The sequence below is a fragment of the Maribacter luteus genome (genome assembly GCF_009674825.1).
Taxonomy (GTDB): domain Bacteria; phylum Bacteroidota; class Bacteroidia; order Flavobacteriales; family Flavobacteriaceae; genus Maribacter_A; species Maribacter_A luteus.
Map to the genome: position 1 here is coordinate 61,140 of NZ_WKJH01000002.1, position 15,329 is coordinate 76,468.

The following is a 15,329-nucleotide window of genomic DNA, read 5'->3' on the forward strand; positions in this document are numbered from 1 at the left end:
TGGAAATGTGATTATGAATTAAGGCTTTATCCTTCGATAATCGTAACTACACTTCCTATGAATTACTTTTTATTAAACTCTTCTTCTTTTTGGTGGTCTACAGCCATTGTGTGGCATTGGGGTAACATCGATGATTTCAGTAACCTCGATACCAGCATTATGAATAGAACGAATTGCAGATTCCCTACCATTACCTGGTCCCTTAACATATACCTTTACTTTTCTAAGACCTGCTTCATGGGCTACCTTCGCACAATCCTCCGCAGCAACCTGTGCAGCATAAGGAGTGTTCTTTTTAGACCCTCTAAAACCTTGTTTACCGGCTGATGACCAAGAAATAACATCTCCCTTTTTATTGGTCAATGAAATAATGATATTATTGAAAGATGCCGTAACGTGAGCTTCCCCGACCGCATCAACTATAACCTTACGTTTCTTAGCCGCTTTTGCATTTGACTTTGCCATAATCTGCTACTTATTATTTAGTTGCCTTTTTCTTGTTGGCGACTGTTTTTCTTTTTCCTTTACGGGTTCTAGAGTTGTTTTTGGTCCTTTGCCCTCTCAATGGCAGACCAGCTCTATGGCGAATACCCCTATAACAACCAATATCCATTAATCGCTTAATGTTCAATTGGGTCTCTGATCGCAATTCACCTTCTATGGTAAATAAGGCTACCGCCTCACGAATACGACCGATTTCATCATCATTCCAGTCAGACACTTTAGTATCTTCACTAACTTGTGCCTTTTCTAAAATCTCTTTAGCTCTACTTTTTCCAATACCAAAAATATAGGTAAGGGCTATAACCCCTCTTTTCTGTTTTGGTATATCTATACCTGCAATTCTTGCCATAATTATCCTTGTCTTTGTTTAAATCTAGGATTCTTTTTGTTGATTACGTACAACCTGCCTTTCCTGCGTACTATTTTGCAATCGGCACTTCTTTTTTTTACTGAAGCTCTAACTTTCATCTTACTTTCTTAATATCTATATGTAATTCTCGCTTTGGTAAGGTCATATGGACTCATTTCCAATTTAACCTTGTCACCGGGAAGCAATTTTATATAATGCATTCTCATTTTTCCTGAAATATGTGCTGTGACCACATGGCCATTTTCCAATTCCACTCGAAACATTGCATTGGAAAGGGCCTCTATAATAGACCCATCTTGTTCTATTGCTGCTTGTTTAGCCATAACTTATGCTACTTTCCTGTTTTTACCGGATTTCATAAGACCATCATAATGCCTATTCAATAAATACGCATTAACCTGTTGCACGGTATCAATGGCCACACCTACCATAATCAATAACGAAGTTCCACCATAAAACATGGCCCAACCGGATTGAACATCCATAAGCTTAACCACTATGGCAGGTAATACCGCCAAAAGTGCCAAGAATACAGATCCAGGTAAAGTGATCAATGACATGATCTTATCTAAAAAATCACCAGTTTCTTTTCCTGGCCTAATTCCGGGAATAAATCCTCCGCTCCTTTTTAGGTCATCGGCCATTTTATTCGTAGGAACAGTAATAGCCGTATAGAAGTAGGTGAAAATTATAATCAATAGTGCAAATAAAATGTTGTAAGCCAAACCGAATATATCCTGAAACTGAACTTCCATCCATTGCCCAACAGCAGTATCATTAAACGTTCTACCTAACAAACCTGGTGCGAACATGATTGCTTGAGCAAAGATTATAGGCATTACACCCGATGCATTCAACTTTAAAGGAATATATTGCCGAGACCCCATAATGTTCTTTTCATACCCTCCAGACGCTGTTCTTCTTGCATATTGCACAGGTATCTGCCTTGTGGCCATGACCAATAATATACTGGCCAAAATCACCAAGAACCAAAGAATAACCTCAATTAAGATGAACATCAAACCTCCATTATTGTTGGCCGTTCTAGAAATAAACTCCTGAACGAAAGATTGTGGTAATCTAGCTATAATACCAACCATGATCAATAAGGAAATACCATTACCAATACCTTTATCGGTAATTTTTTCACCCAACCACATGGCAAACACACATCCCGTTACCAATATAATTACAGAAGGAACTATAAAATCCAATCCTTTTCCAAGAACGAAAGCACTATCAGGAACACCCAATGCACCAAGGCTATACAAATAAGCAGGTGCTTGTACTATACAGATACCTATGGTCAACCATCTTGTAATCTGATTGATGGTTTTTCTACCACTCTCACCCTCTTTTTGCAATTTCTGCAAATACGGTATAGCGATACCCATCAGTTGCACCACAATTGAAGCCGAGATATATGGCATGATACCCAATGCAAAAACGGAAGCATTGGCAAAAGCCCCTCCTGTAAATGCGTTTAGAATACCTAATATACCACTGTCCGTACTTGAACTCAATTCTGCCAATTGCGCGGTATCAATACCTGGAAGAACTATTTGACAACCAAAGCGGTATACCAAAAGAAGACCTAAGGTGATCATTATTCGATTCCTTAGCTCTTCAATCTTCCAAATATTGGATAGTGTCTCGAAAAATTTCTTCATAGTAGTGTATTATCTGCTTATAAATTTATTGCTTCTCCGCCAGCTGCTTCAATAGCTGCTTTTGCAGTAGCTGTAAATTTATGTACTGATATTTTCAAAGAAGCCTTTAACTCTCCTCCTCCTAAAATCTTTACCAAATCGTTTTTCCTTACCAAACCGTTCTCTACAAGGTTATCAAAAGTAACTTCATCCTTGATGACCTTGTTGTCTACCAATTCCTGTAGTTTATCAAGATTGATCCCTTTATATTCTTTTCTGTTGATGTTGGTAAACCCGAACTTAGGAACACGTCTTTGCAAAGGCATTTGACCACCTTCAAAACCCATTTTCTTAGAATAACCGGACCTGGACTTGGCACCTTTGTGACCTCTGGTTGCAGTTCCTCCTTTACCGGAACCTTGACCTCTTCCTACCCTTTTGCCATCTCTATTGACAGCACCTTCAGCTGGTGTTAAATTACTTAAATTCATTACACAGGTATGTATATTAAGCTTCCTCTGTGGAAACTAAGTGTTTAACTTTATCTATCATGCCAAGTATATTTGGCGTGGCATCATGTTCTACAATCTGGCCAATCTTATGTAGTCCCAAAGCTTCCAAAGTCCTTTTTTGGTTCTGAGGACGCTTTATACTACTCTTTAACTGTTTTACTTTAATCTTTGCCATTTTCTTTTTAGTATTTGGTATCTAGATCTTTGGTCATAATGACCCAATTAAAAACCTTATGGTTTCAACTATTTACCTATTACCCGAATTTATCCTTTAAATACTTTTTCCAATGATACCCCTCTTTGTTTGGCTACCGTACTGGCTCCCCTTAATTGTAAAAGAGCATCGAAAGTAGCTTTAACTACGTTGTGTGGATTGGAAGAACCTTGGGACTTAGATAACACATCATGTACACCAACTGCCTCCAATACCGCTCTTACGGCACCACCTGCAATTACTCCTGTACCATGGGATGCAGGCTGAATATAAACTCTTGCCCCACCAAATTTCCCTTTTTGCTCATGGGGAAGTGTATGTTTATCCAAAGGAATTCTTATAAGGTTCTTTTTAGCGTCCTCGATAGCTTTGGCAATAGCCGTGGCAACCTCTTTGGATTTACCCAAACCATGACCAACCACGCCGGCTTCATCACCTACCACTACGATAGCAGAAAAGCCGAATGCCCTACCACCTTTGGTTACTTTGGTTACCCTTTGTACACCAACCAACCTATCTTTTAGCTCTAAACCTCCTGGCTTAACAGTTTCTACGTTTTTGTATTTCTGGTACATACTATTTATTAAAATTTTAGTCCTGCTTCCCTTGCTCCGTCAGCGAGTGATTTAACCCTACCGTGATATAGATTGCCACCTCTATCGAAAGCAACTTTATCTATTCCGGCGTTTACACATTTTTCAGCAATTGTCTTACCGACCAATTTGGCTATTTCAGATTTGCTACCTTTAGCAGATGCCAAATCCTTATCTCTAGATGAAGCAGCACATAAAGTAGTTCCTTTATTATCATCGATTACTTGGACGTAGATACCCGTATTACTTCTAAATACAGCTAATCTCGGCCTTTCAGCGGTTCCGAAAGAGACCTTTCTGATTCTCCTTCTAATTCTAAATTTTCTCTGAGTCTTTGATAATCCCATGACACTAATTATTAAGCTGATTTACCTGCTTTTCTTCTTAATAGTTCACCTACGAACTTGATTCCTTTACCTTTGTAAGGTTCTGGTTTACGGAAAGAACGAATCTTGGCCGCTACCTGCCCTACCAACTGTTTGTCAAAAGAGGTAAGTTTTATGATCGGGTTCTTCCCTTTTTCAGAAGTAGTCTCAATTTTAACTTCAGGAGCAATATCCATAACGATATTATGTGAAAAACCTAAAGCTAAATCTAACTTTTGTCCTTGATGGCTTGCTCTATAACCAACCCCTACCAATTCCAATTCTTTGGTCCAACCTTTAGAAACACCTTCTACCATGTTCAAAACAAGCGATCTATAAAGACCATGCTTAGCTTTATGCTCTTTTGAATCAGATGGTCTTGTAACCCAAGCTTGTCCGTCTTCAATCTTTATAGCAACACCAGAAAAATCTTGGGTCAATTCACCCAACTTACCTTTTACAGTAACAACATTCTCTTTAACATCTATAGTTACTCCTTCTGGAATTGCTATCGGATTATTACCTATTCTTGACATTTTTTTTACTCTTTATATAGTATTAATACACATAGCATAAAACCTCGCCACCTACGTTCTCTTTCTTGGCCTGCTTACTGGTCATTACTCCATGAGAAGTTGAAACAATCGCAATTCCCAAACCATTAAGTACCCTTGGCATATCGCTGGAATTCGCATATTTACGCAAACCTGGCTTACTGATGCGCTGTATTCTTTTAATCACAGGTTCTTTAGTGGCCTTGTCATATTTCAAAGCTATTTTAATAGAACCCTGTACTTGATCTTCTTCAAATTTATAACTCAAGATATATCCTTGATCGAACAATATCTTAGTTATCTCTTTCTTAACGTTAGAAGCAGGAATCTCAACCACTCTATGGCCTGCCGAACTGGCATTTCTTACTCGTGTTAAATAATCTGCTATAGTATCTGTTACCATTTTTATATTATTCGGTGACGGTTTTTAGCATTATTGCTAAACCTGAAACCAGTTTATTAATTTCTTATTACCAGCTGGCCTTTTTAACTCCGGGTATAAGACCTTGATTGGCCATTTCCCTGAAAGTTACCCTTGAAATACCAAATGTCCGCATATACCCTTTAGGTCTTCCGGTCAGTTTACAACGATTGTGCATACGAACAGGAGAAGCGTTTTTTGGCAATTTTTGAAGTGCTTCATAGTCACCAGCTTCTTTCAAAGCTTTACGCTTTTCAGCGTATTTAGCAACTGTTCTCGCCCTTTTTCTTTCACGGGCCTTCATTGATTCTTTAGCCATACTAATTCTTTTTAAAAGGTAATCCTAATTCTGTTAATAATGATTTTGCTTCTTTGTCGGTTGGCGCAGAAGTGACAAAGGTAATATCCATACCATTTATCCTGTTGATCTTGTCAATATTTATTTCCGGGAAGATAATTTGTTCGGTAACTCCCAAACTATAATTTCCACGACCGTCAAAACCCGTTGCACGTATTCCTTGAAAATCCCTTACCCTTGGCAAAGCCGAGGTAACCAATCGATCTAAGAATTCATACATCTTCTCACCACGTAAGGTTACTTTAGCCCCAATAGGCATTCCTTTTCGTAATTTAAATGCAGCTACATCCTTCTTAGACATCGTGGAGACCGCTTTCTGACCGGTAATCATAGTCAATTCATCAACAGCGTGATCAATCAACTTTTTATCGGCCACGGCAGCACCTACACCTCTACTTACCACGATTTTCTCTAATTTAGGCACTTGCATTACATTTTTGTAACCAAATTCCTCTTTAAGCGCATCTACGATACGCTCACTATACTCTTTTTTTAATCTTGCAACGTAAGCCATAACTAAATTACTTCATTGGATTTTTTAGAAAACCTAACCTTCTTACCATCGCGAACTTCCAATCCTACCCTAGTAGTATCGTTCGATTTTGAATCGATCAACGATAGATTGGAAATATGGATAGGAGCTTCCTTCTTCACAATACCACCTTGAGGGTTGTTCGCACTTGGCTTCTCATGCTTGGAAACCATGTTGGCACCTTCAACGATAGCCTTATTTTTTTCGATAAACACCTTAGTAACTTTACCTTCGGTACCTTTATGGTCTCCGGCAATGATCCTTACGGTATCTCCTGTTCTTATCTTTAACTTTTTCATCGTAGTCTTAAATATTAAAGTACCTCTGGGGCCAATGATACAATTTTCATGAATTGCTTATCACGCAATTCCCTTGCAACAGGTCCAAATACACGTGTACCCCTCATTTCACCGGTTGGGTTCAATAATACGCAAGCATTGTCATCAAAACGAATATATGAACCATCCGGTCTTCTAACTTCTTTTTTCGTTCTTACCACAACCGCGGTAGAAACTGCCCCTTTTTTGATACCACCATTCGGCGTAGCCTCTTTAACGGCAACAACGATCTTGTCACCAATTGAAGCATATCTTCTTTTTGTACCACCCAGAACTCTAATGGTCAAAACCTCTTTTGCTCCAGTATTGTCTGCTACCTTTAGTCTTGATTCTTGCTGTAACATATTATTTAGCTCTTTCTAGGATTTCTACTAACCTCCAACATTTGGTCTTACTCATGGGACGGGTCTCCATAATCTTTACGGTATCACCAATATTGCAATCGTTTTTCTCGTCGTGGGCAACATATTTCTTTGTTTTCAACACGAACTTACCGTACATAGGGTGCTTAACTCTTTTTACTTCGGACACAACAATGGATTTTTCCATTTTGTCACTAGTAACAACCCCTACTCTCTCTTTTCTTAAGTTTCTTTTTTCCATAAAGCAGAACCAATTATTGGTTTTCCCTTTTAGTTAATTCAGTAGCTAATTTTGCAACCGTTCTTCTTACTTTCCTGATCTGAAGTGGATTCTCCAAAGGAGTTACAAAATGTGCCATTTTTAAATCGGCATGCTGCTTCTTATACTCAGCTAGCTTCTCCGTAAGTTCTTCGACCGATAATTTTTGTACTTCTAAATTTTTCATGATTCCTTACGATTAATTCTGATCCGTATAATCCCTTGCAACAACAAATTTCGTTTTTACAGGTAATTTCTGAGCCGCTAAACGCAAGGCTTCCTTCGCAATTTCTTGGCTTACTCCACCAACTTCGAACATAACCCTTCCTGGCTTAACCACAGCTACGAAATATTCAGGAGCACCTTTACCTTTACCCATACGTACTTCCAAGGGCTTCTTGGTAATAGGCTTATCTGGGAATATCTTTATCCACAATTGACCTTCCCTTTTCATATACCTTGTTGCAGCGATACGCGCAGCTTCGATTTGACGGGAAGTCAAAAACGATGAATCCAAGGATTTAATGCCAAACATACCATTCGAAAGCTGATGACCCCTTCCGGAGTTACCCTTCATCCGGCCTTTCTGCATTTTACGAAACTTGGTTCTTTTCGGTTGTAACATTTCTTTAGTTCTTTAAAAAATTACTTTCTACGACGTTGCTTTCTTTGACCGTCCTGTTTTCCACCTTTTCCACTTTGGCCTTTTTGCATTCCGACCAACGGGGAAAGTTCCCTCTTACCATAAACCTCACCTTTCATGATCCAAACTTTGATACCTAATCTTCCATAGGTAGTATGGGCTTCATGTAAAGCATAATCTATATCTGCTCTAAAAGTGGATAATGGAATACGACCATCTTTATAAGACTCAGACCTTGCCATTTCAGCACCGTTCAAACGTCCTGAAATCTGCACTTTAATTCCTTCAGCATTCATTCTCATAGCTGCAGCAATCGACATTTTAATAGCCCTTCTGAATGAAATTCTACTCTCGATCTGCCTTGCAATACTTGCAGCAACCAAATTCGCATCCACTTCAGGTCTTTTGATCTCGTAGATATTGATCTGAACCTCTTTATTGGTTATCTTCTTTAATTCCTCTTTAAGTTTATCAACTTCCTGACCACCTTTCCCGATAATGATACCAGGCCTAGCAGTGGTAACCGTAATAGTAATCAACTTTAAGGTTCTTTCAATTATTACCCTAGACACACTTGCCTTTGAAAGACGTGCATGTATGTACTTACGTATTTTGTCGTCTTCAGCCAGCTTATCACCATAATCATTTCCACCGTACCAGTTAGATTCCCATCCTCTGATAATTCCAAGACGATTTCCTATTGGATTTGTTTTCTGTCCCATTCTAGCTTGCTGTATTATTATTAGACCCCAAAACCAATGTCACATGGTTTGAACGTTTTCTTATTCTATGCGCTCTACCTTGTGGGGCTGGTCGCAATCTTTTCAACATAGTACCACTATCGACCCTTACTTCTTTGACGATAAGGTCAGCATCTTCCAAACTAGCATCCTCATTCTTAGCTTGCCAGTTAGCCAAAGCCGATAAAAGCAATTTCTCTAATTTTCGAGAAGCTTCCTTTGAGTTGAATTTCAAGATAGCCAATGCCTTCTCTACTTCAACCCCTCTAATTAAATCAGCTACCAATCTCATCTTTCTAGGTGATGTAGGACAGTTGTTCAATTTGGCGAAAGCCATTTGTTTTTTTTCAGCCTTGATTCTTTCGGCCATTTGTCTTTTTCGAACTCCCATAGCTTACTTTTTACCTTTATTCTTTGCCCCTGCATGACCCCTAAAAGATCTTGTCGGAGAAAATTCGCCTAATTTGTGACCTACCATGTTTTCAGTAACATATACTGGAACAAATTGTCTACCGTTATGTACTGCTATTGTCAACCCTACGAAATCCGGTGTAATCATTGAAGCCCTAGACCAAGTCTTGATAACGCTTTTCTTACCCGAGGATACACTTTGTTGGATTTTATTTTCCAAACTATAATGAACGTAAGGTCCTTTTTTTAATGAACGTGCCATTTCTTTTTCTTTTTATTTCTTTCTACGTTCTAATATATATCTATTCGTACTCTTAGTCTTAGAACGAGTCCTAAAGCCTTTAGCAGGAATTCCGTTTTTAGATCGTGGGTGACCTCCTGAAGCCCTACCTTCACCACCACCCATTGGGTGATCAACAGGGTTCATAGCTACCGGCCTTGTTCTTGGCCTTCTACCCAACCATCTACTTCTACCAGCTTTTCCAGACACCAATAACTGATGATCGGAATTCGAGATAGCACCTATAGTCGCCATACACTCGGACAAAATCAACCTTGTTTCCCCAGATGGCATTTTAACGGTAACAAATTTACCCTCCTTAGCCATTAACTGAGCAAAAGTACCAGCACTTCTGGCCATTACAGCCCCTTGCCCTGGACGCAACTCTATACAAGAGATAATAGTACCTAAAGGAATATTCTTTAACGGCAATGCGTTTCCGATTTCCGGAGCCACATTATCACCGGAAGATACAGTTTGACCAACTTGCAAACCATTTTGGGCAATAACATATCGTTTCTCCCCATCCGTATATTCCAACAAAGCTAAAAATGCCGTTCTGTTTGGATCATATTGAATTGATTTCACAGTAGAAGCAACATCCTGCTTATCCCTTTTGAAATCAACAACTCGATACCTTCTTTTATGACCCCCACCTCTATGGCGCATGGTCATTTTTCCTTGACTGTTTCTACCTCCGGACTTTTTTAACGGAGCGAGTAAGCTCTTCTCCGGCTTATCAGTAGTAATGGAGTCAAATCCATTTACTACTCTAAAACGCTGTCCTGGAGTGATTGGTTTTAATTTTCTAACTGACATTTTTTGTCTTTATAGATTACTGTAAAAATCAATTATATCACCTTCTACAACATCAACAATCGCTTTCTTAACTGCGTTTGTCTTTCCATGCTGAATTCCGGTCTTAGTATATCTCGTCTTTCTGGTAGGACCATAATTCATGGTTCTTACCTTTTTGACAGAGACACCATAAGTTGCTTCAACAGCATCTTTGATTTGAATTTTGTTCGCCTTAGGATCCACAACGAAACCATAACGATTATGCAACTCGCTATCCGCAGTCATTTTTTCCGTTATAATTGGCTTTATCAACACACTCATGGCTTCCTATTTATTTAAGTTCGTTTCAATTCCTTCCAAAGAACCTTCCAACAATACGATATTATTTGCATTCAATATTTTGTAAGTACTTAATTCTGTGTTAGTTACAACTTCAGAGCGCTCCAAATTACGCGAAGACAAATATACACCATTATTTGAATCACCCAACACAATTAAAGATTTTTTGTTTTCCAAGCCTAAAGACTTTAAAATTTGCACAAAATCCTTTGTTTTCGGGGTATCAAAATCAAAATCCTCAACAACCATTACAGAATTCTCTTTTGTCTTAAGACTCAAAGCGGATTTCCTGGCCAAACGTTTTAAATTTTTATTCAATTTTTGAGTATAATCCTTAGGTCTTGGGCCAAATATACGACCACCACCTCTGAATATGGGAGATTTGATACTACCGGCCCTAGCGGTACCAGTACCTTTTTGTTTTTTAATCTTCCTTGTACTACCGGCAATCTCACCACGTTCTTTAGCCTTGTGGGTACCTTGTCTTTGATGCGCCAAATACTGCTTAACATCAAGGTAAATTGCGTGATTGTTCGGTTCTATGGCGAAAACAGTATCGGAAAGGTCTACCTTTCTACCTGTTTCTTTTCCTTTAATATCTAAAACTGCTACTTTCATTACTGCCACCTTTTAATGGTTACATAAGCATTCTTATGACCAGGAACACAACCTTTAACTACTAAAAGATTTTTCTCTGGAACTACTTTTAAAACTTTCAGGTTCTGAACTGTCACTTTTTCACCACCCATTCTACCGGCCATTTTCATACCCTTGAATACTCTTGCAGGATAAGAAGCGGCACCGATGGAACCAGGAGCCCTTAGTCTGTTATGTTGACCGTGCGTAGCCTGTCCAACACCTCCAAAACCGTGTCTTTTAACAACACCTTGAAAACCTTTTCCTTTTGATGTTCCTATAACATCAACAAATTCACCTTCTACAAACACATCAACACCTACGGTGTCCCCTAGTTTGTATTCACCTTCAAAACCTTGGAATTCAGCGACTTTTTTCTTGGGAGAAGTACCTGCTTTCTTAAAATGGCCCAGTTCGGCCTTGATTGCACGTTTTTCTGCCTTGTCATCGAAACCAAGCTGAAGGGCATTATACCCGTCGACCTCTTCGGTTCTGACTTGGGTAATTACGCATGGCCCTGCTTCAATGACAGTACAAGGAATATTCTTCCCGTTCTCGTCGAAGATGCTGGTCATACCTACTTTTTTACCTATTAACCCAGACATATTATTACTATTTATTAATTACTATTAATTCTTTTCAAAAAAACAGGGCCAAAAATAATTCAGCCCTGAATTTATCTTTGATTCCGTTTTTCCCTCGCACGCAGCTTGGGACATGTTACCCTGAACTTCATTCAGAGTCCGTTTTGCAAATTTTAAGTCTTGAAACTAACAATTTACCTGAAATGTTTGCCCAACACCCTTCCTCTTAAAAAAAAGAGGAATCTGTAATCCTTATACCTTGATCTCAACTTCAACACCACTAGGAAGCTCTAACTTCATTAAGGCATCGATAGTTTTGGATGAAGAACTATAAATATCCAACAAACGCTTATAAGAGCTTAGTTGGAATTGTTCCCTTGACTTTTTGTTCACGTGTGGCGAACGCAACACGGTAAAAATCTTTTTATGTGTTGGCAAAGGTATTGGCCCTGTAACAACAGCACCCGTAGTCTTTACCGTTTTAACGATTTTTTCTGCAGACTTATCTACTAGATTATGATCGTATGACTTTAGTTTTATTCTGATTTTTTGACTCATCTTCTTAAAATTAAGCGGTTACGCCTTTAGCTGCTTTAATTACTTCATCTGCAATATTAGAGGGTGTTTCCGCATAGTGCGAGAACTCCATAGTAGATGTTGCTCTACCGGATGAAAGTGTTCTCAAAGAAGTAACATAACCGAACATCTCTGAAAGAGGCACAGTACCCTTTACAACTTTAGAACCGGCCCTATCACTCATATCTGAAATAGTACCCCTTCTTCGGTTTAAATCCCCAACGATATCACCCATGTTTTCTTCAGGAGTCAATACCTCAAGCTTCATAATAGGCTCCATGATTACGGCACCAGCAGCTTTACCTGCCGCTTTATAACCCATTTTTGCAGCCAACTCAAAAGACAATGCATCCGAATCCACTGGGTGGAAAGAACCGTCTTTAAGCACAACCTTCATGGTATCCATTTCATACCCTGCAAGAGGGCCATTTTTCATTGCCGCGATAAAACCTTTCTCTACGGACGGTATAAATTCTTTTGGAATACGACCACCTTTGATTTCATCAACAAACTGAAGACCATCTCCTTCGAAATCCTCATCAGCAGGTCCCATTTCAAATACAATATCACCGAATTTACCTCTACCACCGGATTGCTTTTTATAAGTTTCCCTATGTGATGCAGTCTTGGTAAGTGCTTCTTTATATTCTACCTGAGGTTCACCTTGATTTACCTCTACTTTGAATTCACGTCTTAAACGATCAACGATAATATCTAAATGAAGCTCTCCCATTCCGGATATAATTGTTTGACCTGAAGATTCGTCGGTCTTTACTTGGAAAGTTGGATCCTCTTCAGCCAATTTAGCCAAAGCCATACCCAATTTATCAACATCAACCTTCGTCTTAGGCTCAACAGCTATACCAATTACAGGATCAGGAAAATCCATACTTTCAAGTACGATAGGATGTTTTTCAGCCGACATGGTATCCCCGGTTTTAATATCTTTAAAACCTACAGCCGCACCTATATCCCCTGCTTCGATATAATCGATCGCATTTTGTTTATTGGAATGCATTTGGTAAATACGAGAAATTCGTTCTTTTTTACCAGACCTATTGTTCAAAATATACGAACCAGCATCCAATCTACCAGAATAAGTTCTAAAGAATGCCAACCTACCCACAAAAGGATCGGTCGCAATTTTGAACGCCAAAGCAGCAAATGGCTCCTTTACATCTGGCTTACGGGTTTCTGGCTTCTCCGTTTCGGGATTAATACCAACGATATCATCCTTATCCAAAGGAGAAGGCAAATACCTACAAACGGCATCCAATAAAAACTGAACCCCTTTATTTTTAAATGAAGAACCGCAAATCATAGGAATAATTGCCCTATCCATAACGGCAGCCCTTAATGCAGCATGCACTTCATCTTCAGTAATGGAATCTTCATCCTCGAAGAATTTTTCCATTAAGTTTTCATCATACTCAGCTACGGCTTCAATCAAGGCAGCACGGTATTCATGTACCTCTTCCTTCATCTCCTCTGGAATATCCACAACATCAAAGGTAGAACCAAAATTCTCATCGTGCCAAACTATGGCCCTATTTTTGGCCAAATCAACGATACCCCTAAAATCAGCTTCTTCACCAATAGGCAAAACAATAGGCACAGCATTGGAACCTAACATTTCTTTAACCTGCTTGCTAACCATTAAAAAGTTAGACCCTTGACGGTCCATCTTATTAACGAAACCAATCCTTGGAACCTTATAGTTGTCAGCCAACCTCCAGTTCGTCTCTGACTGAGGCTCAACACCATCAACAGCACTGAACAAGAAGACCAACCCATCAAGAACACGCAACGAACGATTCACCTCCACAGTAAAATCAACGTGTCCCGGAGTATCAATAATATTAAAATGATAAGGTTTTGTCTCATCAGTAACCTTACCATTCTTCATTGGGAAGTTCCATTCACATGTTGTCGCAGCAGAAGTTATGGTAATACCACGTTCCTGTTCCTGCTCCATCCAATCCATAGTGGCAGCACCATCGTGCACCTCTCCTATCTTATGACTAACCCCCGTATAAAACAAAATACGTTCGGTAGTCGTAGTTTTTCCAGCATCAATATGCGCTGCAATACCTATATTCCTTGTATATTTTAAATCTCTTGCCATTTCTGATTAAAATCTAAAGTGAGAGAATGCTTTGTTTGCTTCGGCCATCTTGTGCGTATCAACCCTTTTCTTAACAGCAGCGCCTTCTTCTTTTGAAGCCGCCAAAATCTCAGCAGCCAATTTTTGGGCCATACCTTTCTCATTACGCTTACGCGCAAAACTGATAAGCCACTTCATTGCTGTGGAAATTTTCCTGTCCGGTCTGATTTGCATAGGAATCTGGAAGGTAGCCCCACCAACTCTCCTACTTCTTACCTCTACATGAGGCATAACATTGGAAAGCGCGTCTTTCCACAACTCCAATGCCGTTTTCTCCTCATCCGTATTTTTAGATTCTACAATATCTATCGCATCATAAAATACACTGAATGCCACTGACTTCTTACCGTCCCACATCATCATATTGACGAAACGAGTCACCAATTGATCGTTAAACCTAGGATCTGGTAATATCGGTCTTTTCTTTGCCTGTCTTTTTCTCATTACTGTCTTTTAAAAAAGTTTAGATTACTTCTTAGGTCTTTTTGCCCCATACTTAGACCTACGCTGGGTTCTTCCAGCAACACCAGCAGTATCCAAGGCACCTCGGACAATATGATATCTAACACCTGGCAAATCTTTTACTCTTCCGCCTCTTACCAATACTATCGAGTGCTCTTGCAAGTTGTGTCCTTCACCTGGAATGTAAGCGTTCACTTCCTTTCCATTGGTCAACCTTACCCTTGCAACTTTACGCATTGCAGAGTTTGGCTTCTTGGGAGTAGTTGTATATACCCTAGTACATACACCTCTCCTTTGAGGACACGAATCCAAAGCAGCCGATTTACTCTTCTTGGTAATCGAGGCCCTTCCTTTTCGTACTAATTGTGAAATTGTTGGCATACTATATATAATGTATAAATATTTTACCCTTCGTTTAAGGGCTGGCAAATGTAGTAATATTTCATTATAATTCAAATACATATGGATTAATTTTGAAGTTTTTTTTGACCACGTTCTTCAATTGGCCTTGGCCCGTTTTCAGAACAACCTTGCCTTCCTTACTATTAACGCAAAATCACACGCTACATTAAATGCATATTTTATTGCACTTTAGCGTACTTTTTGTTGTGTTTTTCAATGTTTTTTATCATTTCATCAGTTTGTTTGGAATATTTTGAACTATC

At 39.1% G+C, this 15,329-nt stretch carries 29 protein-coding genes; all 29 read right to left on the minus strand.

Annotated elements, in window-relative coordinates:
• Window positions 1-72 precede the first annotated feature (72 nt).
• The 29 genes from rpsK to rpsL all read right to left on the minus strand — a co-directional run bounded on the left by rpsK (window position 73) and on the right by rpsL (window position 15,045).
• The gene (rpsK, locus tag GJ691_RS03460) at window positions 73-465 is read right to left on the minus strand and encodes a 30S ribosomal protein S11 (RefSeq protein ID WP_154363815.1); all 393 of its coding nucleotides are present in this window, start codon (window positions 463-465) and stop codon (window positions 73-75) included.
• 13 nt (window positions 466-478) lie between these two features.
• On the minus strand, window positions 479-853 hold the full coding sequence (gene rpsM / locus GJ691_RS03465; protein WP_154363817.1) for a 30S ribosomal protein S13: 375 nt from the start codon (window positions 851-853) through the stop codon (window positions 479-481).
• A 2-nt stretch (window positions 854-855) separates the two neighbouring features.
• Complete coding sequence (gene ykgO / locus GJ691_RS03470; protein ID WP_013305171.1) at window positions 856-972, minus strand: type B 50S ribosomal protein L36; 117 nt, start codon at window positions 970-972, stop codon at window positions 856-858.
• Window positions 973-981: 9 nt separating this feature from the next.
• Window positions 982-1,197, minus strand: a complete 216-nt coding sequence (gene infA / locus GJ691_RS03475; RefSeq protein WP_013305172.1) for a translation initiation factor IF-1 — start codon at window positions 1,195-1,197, stop codon at window positions 982-984.
• Window positions 1,198-1,200: 3 nt separating this feature from the next.
• Window positions 1,201-2,544 carry a preprotein translocase subunit SecY gene (gene secY, locus GJ691_RS03480; RefSeq protein WP_154363820.1) on the minus strand — a complete coding sequence of 448 codons (1,344 nt, stop codon included), beginning with the start codon at window positions 2,542-2,544 and terminating at the stop codon, window positions 1,201-1,203.
• 17 nt (window positions 2,545-2,561) lie between these two features.
• On the minus strand, window positions 2,562-3,014 hold the full coding sequence (gene rplO / locus GJ691_RS03485) for a 50S ribosomal protein L15 (RefSeq protein ID WP_154363822.1): 453 nt from the start codon (window positions 3,012-3,014) through the stop codon (window positions 2,562-2,564).
• A 16-nt stretch (window positions 3,015-3,030) separates the two neighbouring features.
• Window positions 3,031-3,210 carry a 50S ribosomal protein L30 gene (gene rpmD, locus GJ691_RS03490; RefSeq protein WP_154363823.1) on the minus strand — a complete coding sequence of 60 codons (180 nt, stop codon included), beginning with the start codon at window positions 3,208-3,210 and terminating at the stop codon, window positions 3,031-3,033.
• Window positions 3,211-3,299: 89 nt separating this feature from the next.
• A complete protein-coding gene (gene rpsE / locus GJ691_RS03495; protein WP_154363825.1) occupies window positions 3,300-3,824 on the minus strand; it encodes a 30S ribosomal protein S5 in 525 nt (174 codons plus the stop codon).
• Between the two features lie 8 nt (window positions 3,825-3,832).
• Window positions 3,833-4,189 (minus strand): 50S ribosomal protein L18, encoded by a 357-nt coding sequence (gene rplR, locus GJ691_RS03500; protein ID WP_154363827.1) that lies wholly within the window; start codon window positions 4,187-4,189, stop codon window positions 3,833-3,835.
• An 11-nt stretch (window positions 4,190-4,200) separates the two neighbouring features.
• Window positions 4,201-4,743, minus strand: coding sequence for a 50S ribosomal protein L6 (rplF, locus tag GJ691_RS03505; protein WP_154363829.1), 543 nt, complete (start codon window positions 4,741-4,743; stop codon window positions 4,201-4,203).
• Between the two features lie 22 nt (window positions 4,744-4,765).
• A complete protein-coding gene (rpsH, locus tag GJ691_RS03510; protein ID WP_154363831.1) occupies window positions 4,766-5,164 on the minus strand; it encodes a 30S ribosomal protein S8 in 399 nt (132 codons plus the stop codon).
• A 67-nt stretch (window positions 5,165-5,231) separates the two neighbouring features.
• Window positions 5,232-5,501: a 30S ribosomal protein S14 gene (gene rpsN, locus GJ691_RS03515; RefSeq protein WP_109649553.1), complete on the minus strand. Its 270-nt coding sequence runs from the start codon at window positions 5,499-5,501 to the stop codon at window positions 5,232-5,234.
• A 1-nt stretch (window position 5,502) separates the two neighbouring features.
• On the minus strand, window positions 5,503-6,054 hold the full coding sequence (rplE, locus tag GJ691_RS03520; RefSeq protein WP_154363833.1) for a 50S ribosomal protein L5: 552 nt from the start codon (window positions 6,052-6,054) through the stop codon (window positions 5,503-5,505).
• A gap of 2 nt (window positions 6,055-6,056) precedes the next feature.
• Entirely contained in the window at window positions 6,057-6,371 is a 315-nt protein-coding gene (rplX, locus tag GJ691_RS03525; protein WP_154363835.1) for a 50S ribosomal protein L24, read from the minus strand.
• 14 nt (window positions 6,372-6,385) lie between these two features.
• A complete protein-coding gene (gene rplN, locus GJ691_RS03530; protein ID WP_089894076.1) occupies window positions 6,386-6,754 on the minus strand; it encodes a 50S ribosomal protein L14 in 369 nt (122 codons plus the stop codon).
• 1 nt (window position 6,755) lies between these two features.
• Window positions 6,756-7,013: a 30S ribosomal protein S17 gene (gene rpsQ / locus GJ691_RS03535; RefSeq protein WP_154363837.1), complete on the minus strand. Its 258-nt coding sequence runs from the start codon at window positions 7,011-7,013 to the stop codon at window positions 6,756-6,758.
• Between the two features lie 13 nt (window positions 7,014-7,026).
• On the minus strand, window positions 7,027-7,218 hold the full coding sequence (gene rpmC, locus GJ691_RS03540; protein ID WP_154363839.1) for a 50S ribosomal protein L29: 192 nt from the start codon (window positions 7,216-7,218) through the stop codon (window positions 7,027-7,029).
• Window positions 7,219-7,230: 12 nt separating this feature from the next.
• Window positions 7,231-7,656 carry a 50S ribosomal protein L16 gene (gene rplP / locus GJ691_RS03545; RefSeq protein ID WP_154363842.1) on the minus strand — a complete coding sequence of 142 codons (426 nt, stop codon included), beginning with the start codon at window positions 7,654-7,656 and terminating at the stop codon, window positions 7,231-7,233.
• A 20-nt stretch (window positions 7,657-7,676) separates the two neighbouring features.
• Window positions 7,677-8,396, minus strand: coding sequence for a 30S ribosomal protein S3 (gene rpsC, locus GJ691_RS03550; RefSeq protein WP_154363845.1), 720 nt, complete (start codon window positions 8,394-8,396; stop codon window positions 7,677-7,679).
• Window position 8,397: 1 nt separating this feature from the next.
• Window positions 8,398-8,805, minus strand: a complete 408-nt coding sequence (rplV, locus tag GJ691_RS03555; RefSeq protein ID WP_154363847.1) for a 50S ribosomal protein L22 — start codon at window positions 8,803-8,805, stop codon at window positions 8,398-8,400.
• A 3-nt stretch (window positions 8,806-8,808) separates the two neighbouring features.
• Complete coding sequence (gene rpsS / locus GJ691_RS03560) at window positions 8,809-9,087, minus strand: 30S ribosomal protein S19 (protein ID WP_154363848.1); 279 nt, start codon at window positions 9,085-9,087, stop codon at window positions 8,809-8,811.
• Between the two features lie 12 nt (window positions 9,088-9,099).
• On the minus strand, window positions 9,100-9,924 hold the full coding sequence (gene rplB / locus GJ691_RS03565; RefSeq protein ID WP_154363850.1) for a 50S ribosomal protein L2: 825 nt from the start codon (window positions 9,922-9,924) through the stop codon (window positions 9,100-9,102).
• A 9-nt stretch (window positions 9,925-9,933) separates the two neighbouring features.
• Window positions 9,934-10,224 carry a 50S ribosomal protein L23 gene (rplW, locus tag GJ691_RS03570; RefSeq protein WP_154363853.1) on the minus strand — a complete coding sequence of 97 codons (291 nt, stop codon included), beginning with the start codon at window positions 10,222-10,224 and terminating at the stop codon, window positions 9,934-9,936.
• Window positions 10,225-10,230: 6 nt separating this feature from the next.
• Window positions 10,231-10,860, minus strand: a complete 630-nt coding sequence (gene rplD, locus GJ691_RS03575) for a 50S ribosomal protein L4 (protein ID WP_154363855.1) — start codon at window positions 10,858-10,860, stop codon at window positions 10,231-10,233.
• Window positions 10,860-11,483, minus strand: coding sequence for a 50S ribosomal protein L3 (gene rplC / locus GJ691_RS03580; RefSeq protein WP_154363857.1), 624 nt, complete (start codon window positions 11,481-11,483; stop codon window positions 10,860-10,862). The genes rplD and rplC overlap by 1 nt, the downstream gene beginning before the upstream one ends.
• 231 nt (window positions 11,484-11,714) lie before the next feature.
• Window positions 11,715-12,020: a 30S ribosomal protein S10 gene (rpsJ, locus tag GJ691_RS03585; protein ID WP_007094989.1), complete on the minus strand. Its 306-nt coding sequence runs from the start codon at window positions 12,018-12,020 to the stop codon at window positions 11,715-11,717.
• Window positions 12,021-12,030: 10 nt separating this feature from the next.
• The gene (gene fusA / locus GJ691_RS03590) at window positions 12,031-14,163 is read right to left on the minus strand and encodes an elongation factor G (RefSeq protein ID WP_154363859.1); all 2,133 of its coding nucleotides are present in this window, start codon (window positions 14,161-14,163) and stop codon (window positions 12,031-12,033) included.
• Between the two features lie 6 nt (window positions 14,164-14,169).
• Entirely contained in the window at window positions 14,170-14,646 is a 477-nt protein-coding gene (gene rpsG, locus GJ691_RS03595; protein ID WP_154363862.1) for a 30S ribosomal protein S7, read from the minus strand.
• A gap of 24 nt (window positions 14,647-14,670) precedes the next feature.
• Window positions 14,671-15,045 carry a 30S ribosomal protein S12 gene (rpsL, locus tag GJ691_RS03600; RefSeq protein WP_154363865.1) on the minus strand — a complete coding sequence of 125 codons (375 nt, stop codon included), beginning with the start codon at window positions 15,043-15,045 and terminating at the stop codon, window positions 14,671-14,673.
• Window positions 15,046-15,329 lie beyond the last annotated feature (284 nt).

What these genes read in the sequence shown, in the direction of transcription:
- rplP (WP_154363842.1), bottom strand. Translation starts at nt 7,656, where the DNA reads ATGTTACAACCGAAAAGAACCAAGTTTCGTAAAATGCAGAAAGGCCGG.
- ykgO (WP_013305171.1), bottom strand. Translation starts at nt 972, where the DNA reads ATGAAAGTTAGAGCTTCAGTAAAAAAAAGAAGTGCCGATTGCAAAATA.
- rplC (WP_154363857.1), bottom strand. Translation starts at nt 11,483, where the DNA reads ATGTCTGGGTTAATAGGTAAAAAAGTAGGTATGACCAGCATCTTCGAC.
- rpsH (WP_154363831.1), bottom strand. Translation starts at nt 5,164, where the DNA reads ATGGTAACAGATACTATAGCAGATTATTTAACACGAGTAAGAAATGCC.
- rpmD (WP_154363823.1), bottom strand. Translation starts at nt 3,210, where the DNA reads ATGGCAAAGATTAAAGTAAAACAGTTAAAGAGTAGTATAAAGCGTCCT.
- infA (WP_013305172.1), bottom strand. Translation starts at nt 1,197, where the DNA reads ATGGCTAAACAAGCAGCAATAGAACAAGATGGGTCTATTATAGAGGCC.
- rpsG (WP_154363862.1), bottom strand. Translation starts at nt 14,646, where the DNA reads ATGAGAAAAAGACAGGCAAAGAAAAGACCGATATTACCAGATCCTAGG.
- rplX (WP_154363835.1), bottom strand. Translation starts at nt 6,371, where the DNA reads ATGAAAAAGTTAAAGATAAGAACAGGAGATACCGTAAGGATCATTGCC.
- rpsK (WP_154363815.1), bottom strand. Translation starts at nt 465, where the DNA reads ATGGCAAAGTCAAATGCAAAAGCGGCTAAGAAACGTAAGGTTATAGTT.
- fusA (WP_154363859.1), bottom strand. Translation starts at nt 14,163, where the DNA reads ATGGCAAGAGATTTAAAATATACAAGGAATATAGGTATTGCAGCGCAT.
- rpmC (WP_154363839.1), bottom strand. Translation starts at nt 7,218, where the DNA reads ATGAAAAATTTAGAAGTACAAAAATTATCGGTCGAAGAACTTACGGAG.
- rplB (WP_154363850.1), bottom strand. Translation starts at nt 9,924, where the DNA reads ATGTCAGTTAGAAAATTAAAACCAATCACTCCAGGACAGCGTTTTAGA.
- rplW (WP_154363853.1), bottom strand. Translation starts at nt 10,224, where the DNA reads ATGAGTGTGTTGATAAAGCCAATTATAACGGAAAAAATGACTGCGGAT.
- rpsN (WP_109649553.1), bottom strand. Translation starts at nt 5,501, where the DNA reads ATGGCTAAAGAATCAATGAAGGCCCGTGAAAGAAAAAGGGCGAGAACA.
- rpsJ (WP_007094989.1), bottom strand. Translation starts at nt 12,020, where the DNA reads ATGAGTCAAAAAATCAGAATAAAACTAAAGTCATACGATCATAATCTA.
- rpsL (WP_154363865.1), bottom strand. Translation starts at nt 15,045, where the DNA reads ATGCCAACAATTTCACAATTAGTACGAAAAGGAAGGGCCTCGATTACC.
- rplE (WP_154363833.1), bottom strand. Translation starts at nt 6,054, where the DNA reads ATGGCTTACGTTGCAAGATTAAAAAAAGAGTATAGTGAGCGTATCGTA.
- rplF (WP_154363829.1), bottom strand. Translation starts at nt 4,743, where the DNA reads ATGTCAAGAATAGGTAATAATCCGATAGCAATTCCAGAAGGAGTAACT.
- rplR (WP_154363827.1), bottom strand. Translation starts at nt 4,189, where the DNA reads ATGGGATTATCAAAGACTCAGAGAAAATTTAGAATTAGAAGGAGAATC.
- rpsS (WP_154363848.1), bottom strand. Translation starts at nt 9,087, where the DNA reads ATGGCACGTTCATTAAAAAAAGGACCTTACGTTCATTATAGTTTGGAA.
- rplD (WP_154363855.1), bottom strand. Translation starts at nt 10,860, where the DNA reads ATGAAAGTAGCAGTTTTAGATATTAAAGGAAAAGAAACAGGTAGAAAG.
- rpsQ (WP_154363837.1), bottom strand. Translation starts at nt 7,013, where the DNA reads ATGGAAAAAAGAAACTTAAGAAAAGAGAGAGTAGGGGTTGTTACTAGT.
- rplN (WP_089894076.1), bottom strand. Translation starts at nt 6,754, where the DNA reads ATGTTACAGCAAGAATCAAGACTAAAGGTAGCAGACAATACTGGAGCA.
- rpsC (WP_154363845.1), bottom strand. Translation starts at nt 8,396, where the DNA reads ATGGGACAGAAAACAAATCCAATAGGAAATCGTCTTGGAATTATCAGA.
- rplO (WP_154363822.1), bottom strand. Translation starts at nt 3,014, where the DNA reads ATGAATTTAAGTAATTTAACACCAGCTGAAGGTGCTGTCAATAGAGAT.
- rplV (WP_154363847.1), bottom strand. Translation starts at nt 8,805, where the DNA reads ATGGGAGTTCGAAAAAGACAAATGGCCGAAAGAATCAAGGCTGAAAAA.
- rpsE (WP_154363825.1), bottom strand. Translation starts at nt 3,824, where the DNA reads ATGTACCAGAAATACAAAAACGTAGAAACTGTTAAGCCAGGAGGTTTA.
- secY (WP_154363820.1), bottom strand. Translation starts at nt 2,544, where the DNA reads ATGAAGAAATTTTTCGAGACACTATCCAATATTTGGAAGATTGAAGAG.
- rpsM (WP_154363817.1), bottom strand. Translation starts at nt 853, where the DNA reads ATGGCAAGAATTGCAGGTATAGATATACCAAAACAGAAAAGAGGGGTT.